At 72.3% G+C, this 21,288-nt stretch carries 22 protein-coding genes and 1 tRNA gene; 15 read left to right on the plus strand and 8 right to left on the minus strand.

Annotation, left to right across the window (positions count from 1 at the left end; genetic code table 11):
- Nucleotides 1-58 precede the first annotated feature (58 nt).
- The gene (locus DVK06_RS01875) at nt 59-619 is read left to right on the plus strand and encodes a hypothetical protein (RefSeq protein ID WP_121599092.1); all 561 of its coding nucleotides are present in this window, start codon (nt 59-61) and stop codon (nt 617-619) included.
- A gap of 312 nt (nt 620-931) precedes the next feature.
- The gene (locus DVK06_RS01880) at nt 932-2,179 is read left to right on the plus strand and encodes a pyridoxal-phosphate dependent enzyme (protein WP_121599093.1); all 1,248 of its coding nucleotides are present in this window, start codon (nt 932-934) and stop codon (nt 2,177-2,179) included.
- Nucleotides 2,180-2,227: 48 nt separating this feature from the next.
- Here DVK06_RS01880 and DVK06_RS01885 read toward each other — a convergent pair whose 3' ends face one another.
- On the minus strand, nt 2,228-3,457 hold the full coding sequence (locus tag DVK06_RS01885; protein ID WP_121599094.1) for a PGF-CTERM-anchored ABC transporter substrate-binding protein: 1,230 nt from the start codon (nt 3,455-3,457) through the stop codon (nt 2,228-2,230).
- 62 nt (nt 3,458-3,519) lie between these two features.
- On the opposite strand from DVK06_RS01885, the gene btuC reads away from it, so the two are divergent.
- The 7 genes from btuC (at nt 3,520) to DVK06_RS01920 (ending at nt 8,708) form a co-directional block, all read left to right on the plus strand.
- Nucleotides 3,520-4,686 carry a vitamin B12 ABC transporter permease BtuC gene (gene btuC / locus DVK06_RS01890; RefSeq protein WP_121599095.1) on the plus strand — a complete coding sequence of 389 codons (1,167 nt, stop codon included), beginning with the start codon at nt 3,520-3,522 and terminating at the stop codon, nt 4,684-4,686.
- 155 nt (nt 4,687-4,841) lie between these two features.
- Nucleotides 4,842-6,011: an ATP-binding cassette domain-containing protein gene (locus DVK06_RS01895; RefSeq protein ID WP_369333400.1), complete on the plus strand. Its 1,170-nt coding sequence runs from the start codon at nt 4,842-4,844 to the stop codon at nt 6,009-6,011.
- A 50-nt stretch (nt 6,012-6,061) separates the two neighbouring features.
- A complete protein-coding gene (locus DVK06_RS01900; RefSeq protein WP_121599097.1) occupies nt 6,062-7,057 on the plus strand; it encodes a class I SAM-dependent methyltransferase family protein in 996 nt (331 codons plus the stop codon).
- Nucleotides 7,058-7,144: 87 nt separating this feature from the next.
- On the plus strand, nt 7,145-7,366 hold the full coding sequence (locus tag DVK06_RS01905; protein WP_053772339.1) for a hypothetical protein: 222 nt from the start codon (nt 7,145-7,147) through the stop codon (nt 7,364-7,366).
- Nucleotides 7,353-7,742, plus strand: coding sequence for a peptide ABC transporter ATP-binding protein (locus DVK06_RS01910; RefSeq protein WP_121599098.1), 390 nt, complete (start codon nt 7,353-7,355; stop codon nt 7,740-7,742). Before DVK06_RS01905 ends, DVK06_RS01910 begins: the two co-directional genes overlap by 14 nt.
- A gap of 581 nt (nt 7,743-8,323) precedes the next feature.
- Nucleotides 8,324-8,396, plus strand: a tRNA-Thr gene (locus tag DVK06_RS01915).
- 180 nt (nt 8,397-8,576) lie between these two features.
- Complete coding sequence (locus DVK06_RS01920; RefSeq protein ID WP_121599099.1) at nt 8,577-8,708, plus strand: rubrerythrin-like domain-containing protein; 132 nt, start codon at nt 8,577-8,579, stop codon at nt 8,706-8,708.
- A gap of 42 nt (nt 8,709-8,750) precedes the next feature.
- Here DVK06_RS01920 and DVK06_RS01925 read toward each other — a convergent pair whose 3' ends face one another.
- From DVK06_RS01925 to proS, 3 genes are all read right to left on the minus strand, one after another.
- Nucleotides 8,751-9,980, minus strand: coding sequence for a hypothetical protein (locus DVK06_RS01925; RefSeq protein WP_121599100.1), 1,230 nt, complete (start codon nt 9,978-9,980; stop codon nt 8,751-8,753).
- A 96-nt stretch (nt 9,981-10,076) separates the two neighbouring features.
- Nucleotides 10,077-11,150, minus strand: coding sequence for a hypothetical protein (locus DVK06_RS01930; protein ID WP_121599101.1), 1,074 nt, complete (start codon nt 11,148-11,150; stop codon nt 10,077-10,079).
- Nucleotides 11,151-11,359: 209 nt separating this feature from the next.
- Nucleotides 11,360-12,835: a proline--tRNA ligase gene (proS, locus tag DVK06_RS01935; protein WP_121599102.1), complete on the minus strand. Its 1,476-nt coding sequence runs from the start codon at nt 12,833-12,835 to the stop codon at nt 11,360-11,362.
- Between the two features lie 369 nt (nt 12,836-13,204).
- Between proS and DVK06_RS01940 the strand changes: the two genes are divergently transcribed.
- The gene (locus DVK06_RS01940; RefSeq protein ID WP_053772344.1) at nt 13,205-13,804 is read left to right on the plus strand and encodes a CoA pyrophosphatase; all 600 of its coding nucleotides are present in this window, start codon (nt 13,205-13,207) and stop codon (nt 13,802-13,804) included.
- 54 nt (nt 13,805-13,858) lie between these two features.
- The gene (locus DVK06_RS01945; protein ID WP_053772345.1) at nt 13,859-14,206 is read left to right on the plus strand and encodes a hypothetical protein; all 348 of its coding nucleotides are present in this window, start codon (nt 13,859-13,861) and stop codon (nt 14,204-14,206) included.
- Nucleotides 14,207-14,237: 31 nt separating this feature from the next.
- On the opposite strand, the gene DVK06_RS01950 is transcribed toward DVK06_RS01945, so the two are convergent.
- The gene (locus DVK06_RS01950; RefSeq protein ID WP_121599103.1) at nt 14,238-14,765 is read right to left on the minus strand and encodes a DUF371 domain-containing protein; all 528 of its coding nucleotides are present in this window, start codon (nt 14,763-14,765) and stop codon (nt 14,238-14,240) included.
- An 82-nt stretch (nt 14,766-14,847) separates the two neighbouring features.
- The gene (locus DVK06_RS01955; protein WP_053772347.1) at nt 14,848-15,678 is read right to left on the minus strand and encodes an amidohydrolase family protein; all 831 of its coding nucleotides are present in this window, start codon (nt 15,676-15,678) and stop codon (nt 14,848-14,850) included.
- Between the two features lie 211 nt (nt 15,679-15,889).
- Here DVK06_RS01955 and DVK06_RS01960 point away from each other — a divergent pair, with 211 nt between their 5' ends.
- The gene (locus DVK06_RS01960) at nt 15,890-16,285 is read left to right on the plus strand and encodes an N-acetyltransferase (RefSeq protein WP_233561590.1); all 396 of its coding nucleotides are present in this window, start codon (nt 15,890-15,892) and stop codon (nt 16,283-16,285) included.
- A gap of 50 nt (nt 16,286-16,335) precedes the next feature.
- Here the strand turns inward: DVK06_RS01960 and DVK06_RS01965 are convergent, their stop codons facing one another.
- Both DVK06_RS01965 and DVK06_RS01970 read right to left on the minus strand, forming a co-directional pair.
- Nucleotides 16,336-17,523 (minus strand): redox-regulated ATPase YchF, encoded by a 1,188-nt coding sequence (locus DVK06_RS01965; RefSeq protein WP_121599105.1) that lies wholly within the window; start codon nt 17,521-17,523, stop codon nt 16,336-16,338.
- A gap of 60 nt (nt 17,524-17,583) precedes the next feature.
- Complete coding sequence (locus tag DVK06_RS01970) at nt 17,584-18,693, minus strand: GTP-binding protein (protein ID WP_053772350.1); 1,110 nt, start codon at nt 18,691-18,693, stop codon at nt 17,584-17,586.
- Between the two features lie 179 nt (nt 18,694-18,872).
- Between DVK06_RS01970 and DVK06_RS01975 the strand changes: the two genes are divergently transcribed.
- The 3 genes from DVK06_RS01975 (at nt 18,873) to DVK06_RS01985 (ending at nt 21,254) form a co-directional block, all read left to right on the plus strand.
- Nucleotides 18,873-19,073, plus strand: coding sequence for a hypothetical protein (locus DVK06_RS01975; protein WP_053772351.1), 201 nt, complete (start codon nt 18,873-18,875; stop codon nt 19,071-19,073).
- Nucleotides 19,074-19,217: 144 nt separating this feature from the next.
- Complete coding sequence (locus DVK06_RS01980; protein WP_121599106.1) at nt 19,218-20,237, plus strand: NADP-dependent oxidoreductase; 1,020 nt, start codon at nt 19,218-19,220, stop codon at nt 20,235-20,237.
- A 114-nt stretch (nt 20,238-20,351) separates the two neighbouring features.
- Nucleotides 20,352-21,254 carry a hypothetical protein gene (locus DVK06_RS01985; protein WP_121599107.1) on the plus strand — a complete coding sequence of 301 codons (903 nt, stop codon included), beginning with the start codon at nt 20,352-20,354 and terminating at the stop codon, nt 21,252-21,254.
- Nucleotides 21,255-21,288 lie beyond the last annotated feature (34 nt).

Raw genomic sequence — 21,288 nt, forward strand, 5'->3', positions numbered from 1 at the left:
TCGGATCGCGGACGTCGCGGTGACCACGCTTTTTGTCGGGGGCGCGCGAGTCCCACGCGTGGACCGCGTCGCGGTCGGTCGGTGGCTGTCCCTCGCCCTCGTCCCGCTCGGCGTCTGGCTGTCGGTCGGCGGTCCGGGCGCGAGCGGCGCGCTCGGCGCGCCGGTCGCCCTGTTCGGGCTGGTCGGGTTCGGGCTGTCGGGCCGGCTGTTCGACCCGGACGCCGCTCCGTCGAGGAGTGCCATCGACGGGCGGGCCGCGGACCTCTTCCAGGTCGGCGCCGCGCTCCTGGCGTTTGCGTTTCTCACCGTCGTCTTGGGACGATTCGAATCTCCCTCGGCCGTTATCGCTTCGCTCCGGTCTCCGGGGCCGCTCGCGCTCGTCGCCATCGTCGCCGGGACGTTTCTCGGCGGCGGGCTGGCGGCTCTGACGCACCGGTGGGGCCGGCTTCGAGCCGTGAGTCAGACGGGTCGGTTCCGAGCGATCGGCGGTGCCGCCACGTTCGGGACCTACCTCGCGCTCCTCGTCGCGGCGCCCTCGGCTGCGTTCCTGTACGCCGCGGTGTACGCGCTCAGTCGGTTGATCGCGCTCTTCCGACTGCCGCCCTCCTCGCAGTGGTGACACTCCGGAGCCGGTGAGCGGTCCGGATTCGACCGTGTCGCGGCGTCGGACTCAGGAGATCATAACCCGACGGCCGACGCGAGCGCCCACGAAGCCCCGCGCCCCGCACAGCACCGCACCTCACGCCTACCCAGCCTCGCGGCTCGGTCGGGGCTCCCTGCGGTCGCCCCTCACTCACCGCGTCCCTCGCGCGTGCGACTCGCGCCCTACGGCCGCTCGTCGGCACGCGCCACCGCGTGTTCGATGCGTCAGTCGAACTGCGGTCCAGTCCCGAGTGCGAAGCGATTAGTCGCCGCCGCCGCAAGGTTCGCTATGGCTGACTTCGAGACCACGCCGGCGTTTCGCGGGCTGGAGAGTCGGGCGTCGGGGCGCGTCCACGAGACCGCCGACGCGGCCGCGATCGACGACGACGAGCGGGCGCGCGGCCTCGACCCCGTCTACGACTACGACGCGGTCGACCCGGACGACCTGTTCGACCCCGCGGCGCGGGGCGGCAGCGGCGACGCCCGGGCCGCGCCCGCGACCGCGAGGGGCCACTGGCGCTTCGACGCGCTGCTCCCGTTCCCGGCCGCGGACGCGCTCACCGCGGGCGAGGGCGCCACGCCGCTCGTGGCGACCGACCGGCTCGCCGGCGAGCTCGACGTCGACGCGGTGTACGTCAAAGACGAGGGGCGGAACCCGACGGGGACCGTCCTCGACCGCGGGCTCTCGCTCGCGATGACGGCGGTCGCGAGGCGGGCGGCCGACGGCGCCGACGTGGAGCCGCTCGTCTGCGCGAGTCCCGGCAACGCCGGGCAGTCGATGGCGGCGTACGCGGGCCGGGCGGACCTGCGCTCGTACGCGTTCGTCCCCTCGCGCTGCGCGTTCTCGAACAAGTCGATGACGAACGTCCACGGCGGCGAGATGCGCGTGGTCGGCGGGCGCTTCCCGGACGCCGCCGAGGCGGTCGACGAGCAGCTGGAGACCGAGTACACCGACCTCGGCGAGTTCGTCACCCCCTACCGCCACGAGGGCGCCAAGACGGTCGCGTTCGAGCTCGTCGCCGACCTCGGCGACGCCCCCGACGTCGTCGTCGTCCCGACCGGCTCCGGCGAGGTCGTCGCCGGCGTGTACAAGGGGTTCGACGAGCTCGACCGGATCGGCGCGATCGACGGGACGCCGAAGGTCGTCGCGGCGCAGGCGGCGGGCTGCGCCCCGATCGCGGCCGCCGTCGAGCGGGGCCTCGACGAGCCCGAGCCGTGGGGGAGGCCCGACACCATCTGCGGTGAACTGGAGATCGCGGACCCCGCCGGCGGCGCCGCGGCCGTCGCGGCGGTCACCGAGAGCGGCGGGACCGCGGTCGGCGTCGACGACGACGACATCCTCGCGAGCGCGGTCGCCGTGGCGCAGAACGAGGTCGTCGAGATGGGCGCCACGGGCGGCGCGGCCCCCGCCGGCGCGTGGGCGCTCGCCGAGGAGGGCTTCTTCGACGGCGACGAGACCGTCGTGCTGCTCAACAGCGACGCCGGGCTGAAGACGCCCGACGTGCTCCGCAGCCACCTGATGGGACAGGGGGTCTAGACGGACCCGTCGGTCAGCGCTCGGTGCGGCTCGCGCGCTCCTCGCCCGTCACTCGCCCCGCGCGAGCAGGCCGGTCGCGAGCAGCGCGAGCGCGGCCGCGACGGCGCCGAACCCGGGCGACTCCGCGCCCGTGTCGCCGGCGCTCTCCCCGTCGCCGCCGTCGGTCCCGTCCGAATCTCCGGTCGTCGAGCCGTCCGACGCGTCGCCGTCCCCGGAGCCGTCGCCCGAGGAATCGCCGCCGTCGGAGCCGTCCCCGTCAGACGAGCCGCCCTCGGCGCCGTCCGTCGACTCGCTGCCGTCGCTCCGTAGCTCGACCACGGCGTTCGACAGCGTCGTCGTCGACTCGATCACGCTGCGCGGCGCCGGCTGGTTGAGGTGGTTCACGTTCATCACCACGTAGCTGTCCTCGGCGCCCGCGGTCGTGCTGGCGTACGGCTCCTGGTCGAGGATCGCGGCCTCGGAGTCGGTGACGATGATCAGCTCGGGGTCCGTCTCTAGGATTACCTCGTCGGAGAGCTGCGGGTACGCCTCGTACTCCGCGGCGGCGTTGTCGGTCCCGCCCGCGGTCATGATCGCGTCGATGAAGGTGTTGTTCGCCGCCACGTAGCCGCCGCCGAGGGGGTAGAGGGCGGTCGGCCGGTCGACGCCGCTGGTCCGCTCCTCGGCCGCCTCCACCGCGTCGTACATCTCCGCGTTGGTCTCGCTCGCGGCCTCGCACGCGCCCACGAGTCGACCGATCGTCTCCGTCTTCTCGGCGATGTCGCCGATGCTCGTCGCCGCCGGGAGGTGATACACGGTCAGCCCCTGCTCGCGGAGCGGCTCGACGTCGGCAGCCGAGGAGTTCGGCGCCAGCACGAGGTCGGGCTCGGTGTCGACGACGCGCTCGACGCTCGCGCCGAACTCGGCGGAGACGTTGGCTCGCTCCTCGGCGCCGTCGAGGTAGAAGGCGAACTGGCTCACGCCGACGACGCGGTCCTGCGCGCCGAGCTCCCACAGCGTCTGCGCCGCCGACGGTGAGATCGTCGTGATCCGGTCGGGGCGCTCCTCTAAGGCTATCGTCTCGCCGGTGGCGTCGGTCGCGTTGTACGGGAAGCCGCAGGCGCCGTCGGTCTGCGCGGCCCCCGCGCCCGTCGCCGCCGCGCCGACCGCCGGCTGCGCGCCCGCGGTGGGCCCGTCGGTCGATATCGTCGACTGTGCGCCCGCCGCCGTCCCGGCGACGCCGCCGATCAGGGCGGTCGTCACCAGCACGGCTATCGCGATCGCGAAGCTGTCTCGCATCGCGTCCATGACCGGACTCGTCCAATAAGTATTTACCTACTACAAGTTGTGTTGGAGTACGCATGCGACCATGGGTTCGGTCGGCGTACTGGTCGGCGGCGGTAGCCGCGCTCCTCGCGGTCGCCGTCGTGGTCAGCGCCGCGATCGGTCCCGTCTCCGTCCCGCCCGAGACCGTCGTGAAGTCGGTGCTGAACGCGCTCGCGGTGCCCGCGGGGATCGAGACGAGCGCCAGCGGCGTCGGCCCGCTGCCGGTCCCCGGCGTCGGACCGCTGACGCTCCCGGGCGTCGACCTCGCGTTCGCGTCCCCGTTCGCGTTCCCCGTCGACTCGGTCCACCAGCAGATCGTGGTGGGCGTGCGGCTGCCGCGGATCCTGCTGGCCGCGCTCGTCGGGTTCGCGCTCGCGGCCGCCGGCACGGTGATGCAGGGCTTCTTCCGCAACCCGATGGCCGACCCCTCGATAATCGGCGTCTCCTCGGGCGCGGCGGTCGGCGCGGTCGCGTACATCGTCTTCCCCGCCGCGCTCTCGGCGACGATCGCCGTCCCCCTCTTCGGGCCGGTCGAGGTCGCGCTCTCGCGCGGCGCCGGGACGAGCCTCTTCGCGTTCGTCGGCGCGCTCGCCGCCGCCTTCGGCGTGTACGCCATCGCGACCCGGGGCGGCCGGACGCCCGTCGCCACCCTCCTCCTGGCCGGCGTCGCGGTCCAGACGTTCCTCGGCGCGGTCGTCTCGTACCTCCAGCTCCAGGCCGGCGAGTCGCTCCGCCAGATCGTCGCGTGGCTGATGGGCCACCTCTCCGGCGCGGCGTGGAGCGAGGTCGCCGTCACCGCCGTCGTCGTGCCGCCGCTGTTCGCCGTGCTGCTCGCGTACGCCCGCGACCTCAACGTCCTCCTGCTCGGCGAGGAGGAGGCCCGAGGGCTCGGCATCGCCGTCGAGCGGACCAAGCGCGTGCTGCTCGCGGCGTCGGCGCTGGTCACGGCCGCGGGCGTCGCGTTCGCCGGCGTGATCGGGTTCGTCGGCCTCATCGTCCCGCACATGCTCCGGCTCGTCGTCGGCCCCGACCACCGGGTGCTGCTCCCGACCGCGGCGCTTTCCGGCGGCACCTTCCTCGTCGCGGCCGACACGCTCGCGCGCTCCGCCCCCGCCGAGTACCCGGTCGGGATCATCACCGCCGCGGTCGGCGCGCCCTTCTTCGTCTACCTGCTCGTGACCCGTGAGGTGACGGAGCTGTGAGCGCGGACCGCCACGCGGACGCCGAGGCGGCGGACGGCGAGGAATCCGTCGCCGAGACGGCCGAGGCCCGACCCGCCGCCGCGCGCGACGGGTCGGCGTCGCTCGCGGGACCGGGGTCGCTCCCGGACACCGCTCGGTCGTTCGGCGACGACCCGCTGCTGTCGGTCGCGGACGTTGCCGTCTCGTTCGGCGACCTCGACGTCGTCTCCGGGGTCGACCTCCGCGTCGAGCCGGGGTCGCTCGTCGGCCTCGTCGGCCCCAACGGCGCCGGCAAGACGACGGTGTTGCGCGCGGTGACCGGGGCCGTCGAGCCGGACGCCGGGACCGTCGAGATCGGCGGCGACCCGGCGGCGTCGCTGTCGGCCAAGGCGGTCGGGCGCCGGGTCGCGAGCGTCCCGCAGGCGACGAACCTCGCGTTCGACTTCCGCGTGCGCCACGTCGTCGAGATGGGGCGGACCCCGCACCTCGGGCGCTTCGACGCGCACGGCGTCGCGGACGACGAGGCGGTCGACGCCGCGATGGCCGCGGCCGACGTCGAGCGGTTCGCGGACCGCTCGATCACCGAGGTCTCCGGCGGCGAGCGCCAGCGCGTCCTGCTCGCCAGGGCCCTGGCACAGGCGGCCCCGCTCCTCCTCCTGGACGAGCCGACCGCCAGCCTCGACGTGAACCACGCGGTCGAGACGCTGGAACTGGTCCGCGCGTTCGTCGACGACGGCGACCGGGGGGCGATCGCCGCGATCCACGACCTCGACGCCGCGGCCCGGTACTGCGACGAGGTCGTCGTCCTCGCGAACGGCGGGGTCCGCGCCGCCGGCCCGCCTGAGGACGTGCTCTCGGCGTCGACCGTCGGCGCCGCCTTCGACGCCGAGGCGTTCGTCGGCCGCGACCCGGCGACCGGCGCGCCCGCGGTGACGGCGTTCCCCCACAGCGACGTCGAGCCCCGGCGCGTCCACGTGATCGGCACGGGGCGCCCGGCGGCGCGCGCCGTCGCCCGGCTGGCGGCCGCGGGCCACGAAGCCTCCGTCGGCGTCGTTCCGGCGGGGGACGCCGCCGCCGGCGCCGCCGCGGACGCGGGCGCGACCGCCGTGACGGCGCCGCCGTTCGAGGCCCCGTCCGCGGCGGCGGTCGCGGCGGCGCGGAGTCTCGCGGCCGACGCGGACGCGACGCTCGTCGTCGGGTCGGAGGGCCTGGGCGCCCCCGACGCGCCGCGCGGCCCGAACGCCGAGGTGGCCGCGGCCGCCGACCGGGTCGCCACGGTCGCGGCCGACGCCGACGGCGCGGAACTGCTCGACGCGGTCGCGGCCGCGACCGCGGACGAGGAGTGAGCCGTCCGCGAAGCGTCACCGTTTATTCGCTCGCCCGCGTCTCGCCGACGATGAGCGTCCCCTGCGTCGCCGTCGACCGCGAGCGCGGCGAGACCGTCCGGAGCCGGCTCGCCGACGCCGACGCCCTCGACGGCGACCACCAGATCGCCGTCGACGGCGACACGATCTACATCCCCGTCGCGGACCGCGATCGGGTCCCGGCCGACCTCGCCGCCAACGTCGTGGAGCGCGACGCGGCGGCCCGGGACCGGCCCACGACGCCCGCGGAGATCCTCGGCTACGAGCCCTCGATCGAGCGGCTGGGCGACATCGTCATCGTCGACGAGGACGACGACGACCGCGCCCGCGAGATCGCGGACGCGGTCATGGCCGCCGACCTCCCCTGCGACACGGTCCTCAACCGCGCGTCGCCGATCGAGGGCGAACTGCGGGTCCGTCAGTGGGACGTGCTGGCCGGGAACGGCACCGAGACGGTCCACCGCGAGTACGGCCACGAGTTCGCGCTCGACGTCGCGGAAGTGTACTTCTCGCCGCGGCTCGCGACCGAGCGGCACCGCGTGGTCGAGCAGGTGGAGTCCGGCGAGTCGGCGGTCGACATGTTCGCCGGCGTGGGACCGTACGCCGTCCCCATGGCCGCCCGCGGCGCCGACGTGGTCGCGTGCGACCTCAACGAGCGCGCCGTCGAGTACCTCCGGGAGAACGCCGAACGCAACGGCGTCGCCGACCGGGTGACGGCCGTCGCGGGCGACGTCCGCGAGATCGCCGAGTCGTGCGCCGACACCGCCGACCGGCTCGTGATGAACCTCCCGCACTCCGCGGACGAGTTCCTCGACACCGCCGTCGCGCTCGCGGGCGACGACTGCGTGATCCACTACTACGACATCCAACACGAGGACGACCCGTTCGGCCCGGGCCGGCGCGCGATCGAGGCGGCCGCCGGCGACGCCTACGCCGTCGACGTCGAGACCGAACGGGTCGTCCGGTCGTACGCGCCACACGAACACAACGTCTGTCTCGACGTCCGGCTGACCCGCGTCGACGGCTGACCGCGCCGGTCGGTCCCGCCCCGGTACCGACGGCACAGACACGTCAGGCCGCTCACTTATGCGTGCCACTCACTACCATGAACGTGTATGAGCGACGCCGAAGACCCCGCGGAGCGCATCGACGAGACGACTACCTGGCCGGACTTAGCGATCGGGCTGTACGACCGGCTCACGGGCCGAAACGCCGAAATACACTATCAGTTCGAGGATATGACCGTCGAGGTGCCGAGCGGGACCGGCGACGACGCCGAGCACGCCGAGTGGCGCGTCGACGGCGGCGTCCGGGTCACCACGCGTGAGCGGGAGTGAGTCCGGGCGGCGCCTCTCGGTCGAGACCGAGGACCTGACGCTCTCGGTCGACGGGGTCGACGCCGCGGTCCGCGCGACCGGCCGCCGGCTGTTCGTCGAGGTCGACAGCGTCGGCGACGCCCTCCGCATCGCCCGGCGGCTCCCGGCGGAGTCCGTCTCGACCCTCGCGACCGCGGAGCTGGTCCGGGGCGGTCTCACCGCCGAGGTCAGGGTCCGCGGGCGGACGGTCGCGGTCGCGGGCGCCGACGCGCGGCCGGGGCCGCTCTCGCACCGCCTCGACGTCGCGCCCGCGGAACTGCGGCTCGCTGGCGTCGTCGGCGCCGGGTACGCCGGGCTCTCCGCGGAGGTCCGTCGCGCGCGGCGGCTGTTCGCGTAACGCGAATCAGCACCCGCGCGAGCGCGTCGGGCGGTCCCGTCGCTCGCGAGGGAGCGTCGAGACAGCGAGAACGCCGCGTCGCCCCGAGGGGGGTCGGGGCGACGCGGCCGGGGCCCGTCACATGACAAGCGGTCGCGGCGGCGGTCGGCGGACCAGAGGCGATTCTGCGCTTGGCGCGTCGGAGACGCGTTTCACACGGTAGCCGCGACGGGACGCTGCTGGGGATGACGGCCGCGTCGAGTCGCCGTGGGGCCGGCGACCGACGTGACTATCGCCGCCCGGTACGGGCTTCGACCGGGCACGCACCGCCGAGGGATTCGATCCCCGCCGTCTCGGCACGCGGGCGGTGTCATCACGTCTGAATTCAAACCCGAACACATATTTAGTCTTTTTCCTTATACGCTTGTGAACAATTTCGCTTTCTTATGAGTATCGAGACAGAATACGGCCCAACACGAGACGATTGTCAGATTACTACCGGAACAATTCGCCGATTCCGTCGCGGGAGTCGGCGCGTCGGATCGCCGCCCCGTCCCCGTTTCGGAACCCTTATTTTTCCGTCCGGGAATTGTCGAATGCGTGCCGGAGTAGCTCAGCTGGCAGAGCGATTCCTTCGTAAGGAATAGGTCGAGGGTTCAAATCCCTCCTCCGGCTCTTCTGACGGTGCGACGCCGAACCGGTGAGCGACGGGACTCCCGACCGCTGACGTGAGCGCGGTTCTCGGAGCCGATCGAGCCGTTCCGATCGTTCGGTCACCGGCTCCCGGAGAACTATTTATATTCTAAAAATAATATTAGGTGTGTGGTTATTTATCACGGAGTCCTATCGGCGTATATGCGACCAGAATACGACTGCGACGGCGAAGAAATGTACGAGTGTTTCAAATGCGGCCGGCGGACCGGCTCGCCCGGCGAGTGCGAGTGCGGGGGCGAACTGCTTCACATCGGTCGCTCGCGGGACCTGTGAGCGTGGCCGAACCGGGCCGTCTCCGGGCCGTCGACGGCGCGGTCAGTCGCCGGTAGCGTCGCCCTCGCCGCCCGCGTCCTCTCCCTCGCCGCCCGCGTCCTCTCCCTCGCCGCGGTTCCCGCCGTCCTCGTCGACTCCGCCCGCGTCTCCCTCCGGATCGTAGTCCGGCAGCGAGAGCACGTTCTCGCGGCCCAGACGGAAGCCGTCGAGGTCGCCCTCGTCGCGCAGCCCCGTCACCACCTGGCTCGTCTTCGCGGCGGTCCAGTCCAACCGCTCGGCCACCTGCTTCTGTTTCATCCGGCCCCCCTCCGACTCGATCAGCCGGAGCACCTGCTCCTCGTTGCTCAACAGGTCGCCGTCGACGGGCCGCGGCTCGTCCGAGTCCGGCTCCGACGCGTCGCCGTCGTCGTCGCCGGCCGTCGGCTCCGCCGTCGAGTCGCTCGCGGCCGCCGCGGTCGCCGCGCCCGAGCCGTCCGCCGGCGCGTCGCCGGTCGCCTCGGTCTCGGCGTCTCCGCCCCCCGCGGGCGCCGCGGGCTCGGCGTCTCGACGACGGTAGGCGACGGCGGCGCCGGCGACGACGAGCGCCCCGAAGAGCGCGGCGACACCGGCGGTCGGGACCCCCGAGAGCGGCCCCGCGGGCGCGACGGAGATCCGCGGCTGGCCGGCGGAGAAGTCGACCGGCCCGTTCCAGACCACGGACCGCTCCCGCACCTCGCTCGGCTCGGGCGTCGTCTCGCCGAGGCGGTACCCCTCCGGCCACGAGACGATCAGCGAGGAGGCGTCGTCGAGGAACAGCCCGTCGACGGCGTCGCCGACGCGGAGCCGGTCGCCGTCGACGGCCGCGAAGTTCGTCCACTCGAACCGGTAGGTCAACACGCCGTACGCCTGCGGGAGCTCGCGCCGCTCGGCGGTCACGGTCGCGTTCGACACGGTCATGTTGCGGCCCGTCGCCGTCTCGGCGGTCTCCGCGGTCGAGGCCATCCGGTCGCGGAACCTGGTCGTGTACGCCGCCGTGTCGTTCTCGACGTCCGCGCGGAGCTGTTCGAACGCCCGCTCCTCCTCGTCGGTGCCGAGCCGGATCCGGTACTCGACGGTCCACTCCGCGTCGCCGTCCGGCCGGACGTCGACCGCCAGCGACACGTCGTCCGGTTCGACGTCCATCTGAGCGAACCCGCCCTCGAACGGGACCGCGCCGGCGCCGCCCGCGCCGAGCGCGAGGCCGACGGCTCCGAGGAGGGCGATGACTGCGAGGAGGATCGGCGCTCGCTGCACGCCGTGAGCGACAGACCGTGTGAATAAATTCCTTCTCATCCCCGACCGACGACGTTCCCAGAACCGAGCGCTCTCACCCGTCGCGCTGCGCCCCGCTCACGCATCGCGGCCCGGGTGGGCGTCGACGACGCCTCGCGGGGACGTCACCGACGGTTCGTCGCCGTCCTGCTCGGATTCGTCGTCGCTCGACTCGTCTCCTTCGGATCCGCGGTCGTCGGACCCGCCCGCCCCAGGTCCGCCGCCGGACCCGTTTCCGTCGGACTCGTCCGGGGGGCCGCCGGGGGCTGCCCCCGGCTCGTCGTCGGCCTCGTCCCCGTCTCTGGGGTCGGACCCGTTCGGGGCGCCGTCCTCGCCGTTCCCGCCCGGCGGTCCTCGGCGTTCGCTTCCGTCGTCCGCGTCCGACTCGCCGTCCTCGCGGTCCTCCTCGTCCGGGGGTCCGGCTTCGTCGCCCTCGCCGGGCCCCCTGTCGTCCGGCGGGCCCCCGGCTTCGGGCCCGCGGTCCTCCGGCGGCCCGCGTCCGGTCCCGTTTCCGGGCGGCCCGCGTCCGGACGCGACCGGTCCGCCAACGCCGTCGCCGGCCACGCCGCGGGCGATGGCGGCGACCTCGGGGCCGCTGAGCTCGCTCGCGCGCTCGCGCAGCGCCGTCAGTCGATCGCCGTCCACGCCCGCCTCGCTGCGGACGGCGGCCGGGAGCTCGGCGGCCGCGCTCGCGCTCCGGTTCAGCCCGCGAGAGAGCGTCTCGATCCGCGCGGTCGTCGTCGCCATCCGCGCGGCGTACTCCCCCTGACTCAACTCGCCGGCCGCGCGGCGCTCGCGCAGCGCCTCCTGCCGCTGCTCCAGCTCCGCGAGGCGCGCTTCGGTCCGGTTCAGTCGCTCCGCCACGACGGCGGCGCGGCTCTCGTTGCTCGCCGCCTCGCGGAGCCCGACCGCGAAGGCGCGCGACTCCACCTCGCCCTCGATCTCGGCGCCCTGAACGCCGACGACGCCGGCGAGCTGCTCGCCGGGACTCAGGTCGAGCGTCGCGTTCTCGGCGCCCGAGTCCGCACCGCTCCCGTTCGGCGCGTCGGTCTGTGCGGTCACCGCTCCCGCCGGCGCGGCGGCGGCGGCGGCCCCCGCGATCACCGCGGCGGCGACGGCCGCGACGACGAGGGCGGCAATCCATCGGTTCATCACCAGCGGGTACGCACTCCGTCCGTATATACCCGGAACTCCGTTAAGTCGGATCAACGCGGATTAATCGCCCGACGTGAGGGAGGCAGTGCGGTCCAGGGGAACAGTCGCGTCGCCGAGGGAGCGATCCCGCAGGGGGCGCGCGGTCCGGACCGATCGCCGTCACCGCGCGAACCCGGTAGCGCAGGCGGCGTCGGCACCGCCGCGGCTCAGTACGTCTTTGCGAAGTAGGCGGTCCGCTCGGCGTCGGCGTCGCACATCGCGCACGTCTCGTCGTGCCCCTCGTCGGCGAGGGGGTCGTCGTCCTCGAACGGCACCATCACGATCTCGGCGGCCATCGGCTCCTTGATCGGCTCCTCACAGGCCTCGTCGCCGCACCACGGGGCCTTCACGTAGCCGCCGTGCTGGCCGAGCGTGCCGAGGATGTCGGCGCGGTCGTCGGCCTCGCGCACGCCGTCGTCGAGGGTCTCCTCGGCGGTCGCGTACAGCTTGGCGTATACCTCGTCGAACTGGTCGCGGACGGTCTCGGCGACCCCGTCGCGGTCGACCTCGACGCTCTCGCCGTCGGGCCGGTGGACCAGGGTGAGCTCCTCGTCGTCGACCTCGTGGGGGCCGATCTCGATCCGGAGCGGGATCCCGTTGAGCTCGTGTTCGTTGAACTTGAACCCGGGGTTGCGCTCGTCGCGGTCGTCGAGTTCGACCCGGATCCCCGCGTCGTCGAGGTCGTCGGCCACGCCCTCCGCGTACGCCAGCACGTCGTCTTTCGTGTCCTCCTGCCAGATGGGGACGACGACGACCTGCGTGGGGGCGACGGTGTGGGGCAGGACGAGCCCCTGCTCGTCGGAGTGGGTCATGATCAGCGCGCCCAGCGCGCGCCACGAGAGCCCCCACGAGGTGGTGTGGGCGGTGCGCTCCTCCTCGTCCTCGTCCGAGTAGGTGATGTCGAACGCCTCCGCGAACGACTGCCCGAGGTGGTGGGAGGTGCCCGCCTGGACCGACTTCCCGTCGGGCATCAGCGCCTCGACGGTCGTCGTCGTGTCGGCGCCGGGGAACTTGTCGTGGTCCGGCTTCTGTCCCTTCAGGACCGGCAGCGCGAGCAGGTCCTCGTAGACGGACTCGTACTGGTCCAGCCGCGTCATCGTCTCGTCCCACGCGTCCTCGCGGGTCGCGTGCGCGGTGTGACCCTCCTGCCAGAGGAACTCCTTCGTGCGGAAGAACGGCTTCGTCTCTGTCGCCTCCCACCGCACGACCGAGCACCACTGGTTCACGCGCAGCGGGAGGTCGCGGTGGCTCCGGACCCACTGGCTGATGTACGGCGTGATGATCGACTCGGAGGTGGGGCGGACCGCCAGCCGCTCTTCGAGCTCTTTGTTCCCCGCCTCGTCGACCCACGCCACCTCGGGGTCGAACCCCTCGACGATGTCCTTCTCGCGTTCGAGGTACGACTCGGGGATGAACAGCGGGAAGTAGGCGTTCTGAACGCCCGTCTCCTTGAACTTCGCGTCGAGGAAGCCCTGGAGGCGCTCCCAGACGGCGTACGCTCGCGGGCGGGTGACGATGAACCCGCTCATCCCCTCGGGGCCGTAGTCCGCGAGCCCCGCCTTCCGTACGACCTCGGCGTACCACTCGCCGGTGTTGTGCGTCTTGGACTCGGTGATCCCGAGCTCTTGGTCGTCGTCGCTCATTACTCTCGAAAGCGGGTGTCTCGGGCTTAAAAGGTCCGAACCCGACCGCCGTCGCCCGCCCTCGCGGCGCGTCGGTACGGAGGCCTTTCGTCCCGGCGCGTCGCCAAATTCGGGTAAACTCGGGACGAGAGTCGTCGGGGTACATGGTCGCTCCGCCCCTCCCACGGGTACGATGTTCCCGACGAAGCGGACCGTCCTGCTCGCGGCGCTGATCGTCGTGCTGTCGGCGTTCGCGGCGACGCTCGTCAGTCAGATCTCGGCGGTCTGAGCCGCGCTCGCGCCCGCTCCGGCCCGCTCCAGTCCGCCGTTCCGTCCGGTACGGTCGGAATCCGCGGAAACGTTATCCGCCTCGCGTGGCCTATCACTCCCATGGACCTGTCGGGGCTGCGCCGACACACGCCGCAGTCGCTCGCCGGCCGGCGGGAGGCGGCGGTGCTGGCGCCGGTGATCGCGCGGGACGGCGACGCCAACCTCCTCTTTACCAAGCGCGCCGCGCACCTCGGCGAACACCCCGGGCAGATGAGCTTCCCCGGGGGCGGCCGCGAGCCGATCGACCGGACGCTGACCGACACCGCGCTGCGCGAGGCCGACGAGGAGGTCGGCATGCGACCGACGGAGGTCGACGTCGTCGGGCGCCTCGACGACACCCGCACGTCGAGCAAGTACGCGGTCCGCCCGTTCGTCGGCGTCGCCCCCGATCGCCAGTACGTCCCGGACGAGTCGGAGGTCGCCGAGGTGGCGGTCCTCCCGGTCGACGCGCTCACCGACCCGGCGAACTACGAGTCGGAGCGCCGCGTCGGCCACCCGGAGTACGGCGACCACCGCGTCCACTTCTTCCACGTCGACGGCTACACCGTCTGGGGCGTGACGGGCCGGATGGTCGTCCAACTGCTCGAACGGACGACCGACTGGCGCGCGCCAGCGGAGCCCGACCGGGTCGTCGGCGCGGACGCAGAGCTGCCGATATGAGGTCCGACGGACCCGTATGGGCAGTTTTACCAGGTTAGCGCAAAATCTACTGCTATGTCCGACCTCGCCGAACGCCTCCGCGCGGTCGACGGCGCGGAGGCCCGGGTGATAGCTCACCTCGGGTCCCTCGATTTCACCGTCGAATACGTCAGGGACGACCTCGCGTCCCGGTACACCGATCAGGACTTGGAGTCCGCGTACCGGCTGATAATGGCGAACCAGGTCACCGGCGACGACTTCAAGGAACTGATCGACGAGTCGTTCGAGGCCCAGACGCTGTTCTTCGAGAAGGTCGTCGTGTTCGTGTTCCCCTCGGCCCGCTACGAGGCCGTCTTCGCCTCGTTCGACCGGACCGAGCCGTTCCCCGTCCTCGACATCATCGACGCCGCCGATCAGTCCTGACCCCCCGCGGCGCCCGACTCGTACCGGCCGCTTACTCCGTCGGCTCGACCGCCAGCCGCAGCGCCGCGGGCGCGCCGTCGGCGAGCGCGGCGACCAGGTCGCGGTCGAGGTCGGCCGCGGCGCCGTCCCCGTCGACGAGGACCGTCCGCTCGTCGTCGGTGTAATCGCTCGTGCGTCCGACCATGGAGCGCTCGTCGAGCAGGGCGAGCCCGGGGTCGCCGCGACCGACGATCCGGTCGACGTGGGCGGGGTCGGCGAGGTCGACCGCCTCGGCGCCCGGCTCCCCGACCGCGACGGTGGCCGTGATCGTTGCGTCCGCGTCCCGGCAGGCCTCGCGGAACTCGGCCGAGAAGTCCCGCGGGGCCCGGTCCGCCTCGACGCCGACGATACAGTCGCCCGCCGGCGTGAGCCAGTCGTCGGTCGTGAACTCGAACGTGCTCGCGTGCTCGGCGGTGACGTGCTCGTGGCCGACCGCGCGCACGACCTCGACGTACGGGTCGTCGGCGGCCGCGTCGGCGTCGCGCGCGACGGGCTCGCTCCGGGCGTCTGCGTCGCTCATGTCCGTCGGTCGGCGGCGGCGCGACAAGTGCGCGTCGCTTCGTCGGCGGGGATCGACCCGCGGGCGGCGGCGGCGCTCCGGGTCACACGTCGGCGCCCTCGGCGAGCGCCGGGACGAGGCGGGCCGGGTTCTTCGCCAGCACGCGGGCCATCAGGTCTTCGGAGACGTCGAGGGTGAGCACTTCCATCACGCCGACGTTCGGGTGGACGTCCGGCGCGCCGGAGCCGAAGAGGACGCGGTCGGGGTGTTCCAAGACGCCGCGTTCGAGCACCTCGCGGTACCGGACCGCGCTCGTGTCGACGTGGAGGCGGTCGTACTCGTCGAGCAGGTCGAGCGTCTCGTTCATCAGGTCGGCGTCCAGCGGGTACCCGCCGAAGCTGCCCAGCACGACGGGGAGGTCGTAGCCGAGCAGCTCCGTCTCGACCGCCTCGGGCGGGAACTCCCGGCCCGCGTGGACGAACAGGGGGAGGTCGGCGTCCTCGAGGCGGGTCAGCACGTCCTCGTTGGGGAGACCGTCGACGTGGGGCGCCAGCGTGAAGCCGTGGAAGCGGTCGTCGTAGGAATACTGCTCGACGTCGTCGGGGCGGGTGTGGTGGTCGTCGCGCTCGGCGCGCAGGTTCCGGACGGCCGACACCGGCCCGGTCCCGGGGTCGCGGGGGCCGTTGAGGCGGGCGAACGCGACGAACGGGCGGTCGATGGAGAGGCGGGCGACGGCGTTGTTCGCGCGGAGGTAGCTCCGCCCGGCGGCGCGTTGCCCGGGGCTCGCGACCGCGCGGACGATCCCGGCCTGGAGCATCTCGCGTTCCAGCCGCTCCGGCGAGATGTCCCGCCCGTGGGTGGCGACCGACGACTCGTCGGGGTCGAGGGTCGCGCGGGTGTCGACGATCCGGAAGTCGTGTTCGAGCCCGAGCATAGCCGCTCTCTATCGGTTCGTCTCGGGCGACCCGCATGTGCCTGTCGGTCGCACGGCGGACGCCCCCTCGCGTTCCCGGACGCGACGGCGACCCACGCCGGACGAACGCTGAAGTGACCGTCCGCCGTCGCGGATCGACACGGAACTCGCGGCGGCGGGCGAGGACGACCTCGACGCCCTCGTCGAGCGGTGGTACGACCTCGCGACGGCGATGGAGTCGCACTCGCCGCTGAACGAGATCACCCACGAAGACGCGGCGGCGGTCGCGGACGACGGCTTCCGGGCGCACCTCGACGACGGCGCGATAACCGACTACCTCGTCGTCGACGACGACGAGACGGTCGGGTTCGTCACCCTCGAAGCGGGCGAGCGCCCCTCTCGGGAGCGGGGGCGGTACCTCGACGTGGTGAACCTCGAAATCGACCCGGAACACCGAAACGAGGGGTACGGGAGCGCGGTCCTCGACCGAGTGACGGAGACGGCTCGCGACGACGACCGCGACTACCTCACCGTCTCCTGCGAGTGGGACAACGACGGCGCGCGACGGTTCTACCGGGACGCGGGCTTCGAGCCCAAACAGGTGACCTACGCGCGCTCGCTCGACTGAGACGCGGGCAGCCCGCGAAAAGGCGCCCCCGGAGGCGTCGCTCCGACCGATCAGGGGCCGGCCGTCGAGACGATCTTCACCACGTCGCCCTCGGTCAGCTCGTGGTCCTCGCCGATCCGGCGCGAGGCGCGCGCGTCGACCGCGTGGAGGTACCCCTCGCCGATGTCGGAGTGGACCGCGTACGCGAGGTCGCGCGGCGTCGAGCCCGCGGGCAGGAGGAAGGCGTCGGGGAGGACGTTGCCCGTCCCGTCCGTCCACTTGCCGGCGTCCTGGACCGGGTAGGCCGTGATCCGGTCGAGCAGGTCGTAGACGGCCGCGTTCAGGGCGGTCTGGACCCCCGTCCCGCCATGGGCCGCCATCGACTCGCGGAGCGCGTCGAGGCCGGCGCGCTGGTCGTCGGAGACGTCGCCGATGATGGCGAACCCCTCGTCGCCCGGATCGTAGTCGACGACCCCGGCCTCCGCGGCGCGGCGCAGGGCCAGTTCGCCGTCGGCGGTCGCCGGGATCACGGGCTTGTCGGTCCCCTCGCGGATGCGCTCGACGGCGCCGTCGGGCGCCGCGTCGACCTTGTTCGCGACGACGACGATGGGCTTGGTGCGGCGGCGGACCGCCCGCGCGAGCGCCTCGCGGTCGTCGTCGGTCCACGCCTTCGGGTCGTCCGGGTACTCCAGCCCGCGCAGGACCGCGGTCACGTCGCGCTCGGTCGCGCCGAACCCCGTGAGCATGTCCGACAGCGCCGCTTCGAGGTCGAAGTCCGGGGCGCGGGACTGCCGCTCGACGCCCTCCCAGTTGCGGTCGACGATGCCCGCGAGCCACAGGTCCATCTCCTCCTCGATGAAGTCCACGTCGTCGAGGGGGTCGTGGCTCCCGACCTCGACCGGCTCGCCCTCGGCGTTCGTCGCGCCGGAGGCGTCGACGACGTTCAACACCACGTCCGCGTTCGTCAGCTCGTCGAGGAACTGGTTGCCGAGCCCCTTGCCCTCGTGGGCGCCGGGAACGAGCCCCGCGACGTCGAGGAGTTCGACCGGGACGTACCGCTTCCCGTCGCGGCAGTTCTCCGCCCCGCAGCGCTCCTCGCGGTCGAGGCAGGGACACTCGGTGCGGACGTAGGTCACGCCTCGGTTCGGGTCGACCGTCGTGAACGGGTAGTTCGCGACGTCGACGTCGGCCATCGTGGCGGCGGTGTAGAAGGTGGACTTGCCGGCGTTCGGCTTGCCCGCGAGCGCGACCGTGAGCATACCCGACGGTCGCGGCCCCGCGAAAAGCGCCTTTCGGTCGGGCGGGGCGAGCGCGCGGGGCTACTTCCGCGCGACGATCCGGAGCACGTCCTCGTCGGCCAGTTCGTGCCCCTTCCCGACCTGCTGGTCGTCGTGTTTCGCGCTCTCGCCGGTCACGCGCGCGAACTTGAACCGCTCGTCGAACTCGCCGCCGAGCTTCTCGCAGGCGTCGCCGACGGTGTCGCCCTCGAACAGGATGAGCGGCTCCTCGTAGTCGACGCCGCGGCCCGGCTTGTCCATGTAGATCCGGATGACGCCCAGCTCCTCCCAGAGGCGCTCCTTCAGCCCGTCGAGGCCGAGCCCCTCCTGCGCGGAGATGAACACCACGTCGTCGGGGTCGAGGTCGCGCTCGCGCAGCTCCTCTTTCACGGTCGGGAGGTAGCTCTTGTCGATGAGGTCCGCCTTGTTGACCGAGACCATCGAGGGGAGGTACTCGCGGTTGTCCATCACGGCGTCGACCAGCTCGTCGATGGTGAGGTCGTGGGGGATCGTCACCTTCGCGTTGACGTAGCCGTACTCGCGGAGGACCTGCTTGACCGTCTCCTCGTCGAGGCTCACCTCGTCGCTCATCGTCACGCCGAGCCCGTCCTTGTGCGTCTTCCGGATGTTGATGTTCGGGGGCTCGGTGTCGAGTCGGATGTTCGTGTTGTACAGTTCCTCGCGGAGCCGGTCGTACTGCTCGATCTCGAAGACCGAGAGCATGAACACGACCAGGTCCGCGGTCCGGACGACCGAGAGCACCTCCTTCCCGCCGCCGCGGCCGCCGGCGGCGCCCTCGATCAGGCCCGGCACGTCGAGGATCTGGATGTTCGCGCCGCGGTACTGCAGCATGCCGGGGTTGACGTCGAGGGTCGTGAACTCGTACGAGCCGACCTCGCTGTCGGCGTTGGTGAGGGCGTTGATGAGGGTGGACTTGCCGACGCTCGGGAACCCGACCAGGGCGACGGTGGCGTCGCCGTGCTTCTCGACCGCGTAGCCGTGGCCGCCGCCGGCGGAGGACTGGTTCTCCAGCTTCTCTTTCTTCTCCGCGAGCTTCGCCTTCAGCCGCCCGATGTGGGCCTCCGTGGCCTTGTTGTAGGGCGTGTTGGCGATCTCCTCGCGGAGGTCTTCGATCTCCTCCTCCAGTCCCATTACCCGTTCCTCGGCCGGTCGGCTCGTTAAAGGTGTTCCTTCGGATCGCCGGTCCCCGACCGAGGATCGGATCGACCGCGAACGCCGCGCGAACCGCCGGTTCGCCGCCGAACGAGTGGTTGGCCCGCCGATACTTCGACACGGTTATATCGGAGACGAGTAACCCACTCACACGCCGAATGCCAGATCCGTCGAGCCTTCGCGACAGTACGCAGATCGTCCTCCCGCGCCGCGCGCTCGACGGGCACCGGGAGTGTCTCGAATCCCGCTTCACCGTCACCGTCGTGGAGGGCTCCGACCAGTACCGGATCATCGGGAGCCCGGTCGAGATCAAGGCCGCCAGCAACTACCTCGCGCGCAACGGCGTCGCGGTCGCGTGAATCACCCGGCGGTCGCTCGCGGATATTCTTGAGCGACGGCCCGCCGCCGCGCCCCTTCGACTGCCGCGCCGGCTGCGAGTTCCGGATCCCCCCGACCGCTGCTGGGGTCCAAACCCTATTGCGTTCCATCCGCCAACGAGGACCGTGATGGACACCAACCGCGAGTGGCTTCTCGCCGAGCGGCCGACCGGCGAGCCCGACGAGGACAGCTTCGAACTGCGCGAGACCGACGTTCCCGACCCCGACCCGGGCGAGCTCCTCGTCCGGGTCCGGTTCCTCTCCGTCGACCCGTACATGCGCGGCCGGATGCGCGACGCCGAGTCGTACGCCGAGCCGTGGGACGTGGGCGACGCGCTCAAGGGCGGCGTCGTCGGCGAAGTGGTCGAGACCGAGAGCGACGCGTACGACGCGGGCGACCTCGTGACCGGCGAGGGGCGCTGGGCCGACTACGCGACGCTCGACGCCGACGACGTCGCGCCGGTCGACCCGACCGTCGCCGACCCGGAGGCGTACCTCGGCGTTCTCGGGATGCCCGGCCGGACCGGCTACTTCGGCCTCCTCGACGTGGGCGAGCCGAAGCCCGGCGACACCGTCGTCGTCTCCGGCGCGGCCGGCGCCGTCGGCTCCGTCGTCGGCCAGATCGCGAAGCTGAACGGCTGTCGGGTGGTCGGCTTCGCCGGCAGCGACGAGAAGACCGACTGGCTCACCGACGACCTCGACTTCGACGCCGCGATCAACTACAAGGCGACGGACGACTACCGGGCCGCGCTCGACGAGGCGGCGCCGGACGGCGTCGACGTGTACTTCGACAACGTCGGCGGGCCCATCACCGACGCCGTGTTCACGAAGCTGAACCTCGACGCGCGCGTCGCTGTCTGCGGTCAGATCGCCCACTACAACGACGAGACGGTCCCGACCGGGCCGCGGAAGCTCCCGCAGCTCATCTCCGTGCGCGCGACGGTCCGGGGCCTGCTCGTCGGCGACTTCGCGACCCGGTTCGGCGAGGCGAGCGAGCGCCTCGCGGGGTGGGTCGCGAGCGGCGACCTCGAACACCGCGAGACGGTCGTGGAGGGCTTGGAGAACGCGCCCGACGCCTTCCTCGGCCTGTTCTCCGGCGAGAACATCGGGAAGCAGGTGGTGCGGGTGTCGGCGGCGGAGCAGTAGTCGCGGCCCGCTCGACCCCGTTACGCGGGAAACGCGGCCCGGCCCCGCGGCGGTCGTCACCGCCGCGAAGGAACCGTCGGCAGGGCTATACGACGCTGAGATGTATCGGCGCGTATGAAATTACTCCGCTGGGCCGCGGTCGCGCTCGTCGGGGCCGTCGTCGTCGTCGCCGCCGCGTACGCGGTCTTCGCGGGCGTCCTGATCGGGTCCGACGTGGCGTCGTACTCCTCGGACGGCGTCACCGTGTCGGACCTCGCGTACGAGGACGCCTTGGACCGAGCCGACGCGGTCGGGTACGAGGTCGAGCGCGTCGGATCGAGCGGCTTCCACCCGGCGGGGATCGCCGAGCTCGACGCCGACCTCGGCCCGGAGTACGAGGCGTTCAGGGTCACGTTCGACCACTCGGAGGCGACGCGGCTGTGGGCCACCTTCTACGCCGACGAGGGCGTCACCGTCGTGACCGTCTTCGCGGACGGCAACCGCGGCGAGTTCACCGTCGACGACCTCCCGCCGGAGGAGTGGCTCGTCGATCGGCTCACGACCCTGTTCGAGATGGACGAGGCGACCGCGGCGGGGGACGTCGAGGAACTACAAGCGAACGTCCGTGACGCCGAGCCCGACGAGCTCGGGGCGGGCGCCCCGGAGATCAGGATCGAGGAGCCGGTCGCGTTCCGCGCGACGTACGACGAGCTGACCGCTCGCGCGACGACGGTCACCGAGCGTTCCGTCCCGGGCTCCGGTCAGCACACCCGCGAGTACTACGCGGGCGGAGCGCGGTTGGGAGCGATCGACTTCGTCCTCTCGCGGGCGACCGTCACGCACGAGGTCGACGGGTACACCTACCGGGTCCACCTCGATTACCACGGCGGGATCGAGGTCGACGCGCAGACGCGCGCCTCCCGGTCATTCGAGGAAGCCGACGTTCGCGCGACCTTCCGACGGATGTTCGAGGAGATGGGGATCCCGCCGGAAACGGCCGACCACCTACGGCTGGAGTACCGGGGGAGCGTGTGGTGAACGAGAAGGCGCCTGCTTCGTTCAGTACGTGCGA

It is taken from the genome of Halorubrum sp. Atlit-28R (genome assembly GCF_003665955.1).
GTDB lineage: Archaea > Halobacteriota > Halobacteria > Halobacteriales > Haloferacaceae > Halorubrum > Halorubrum tropicale.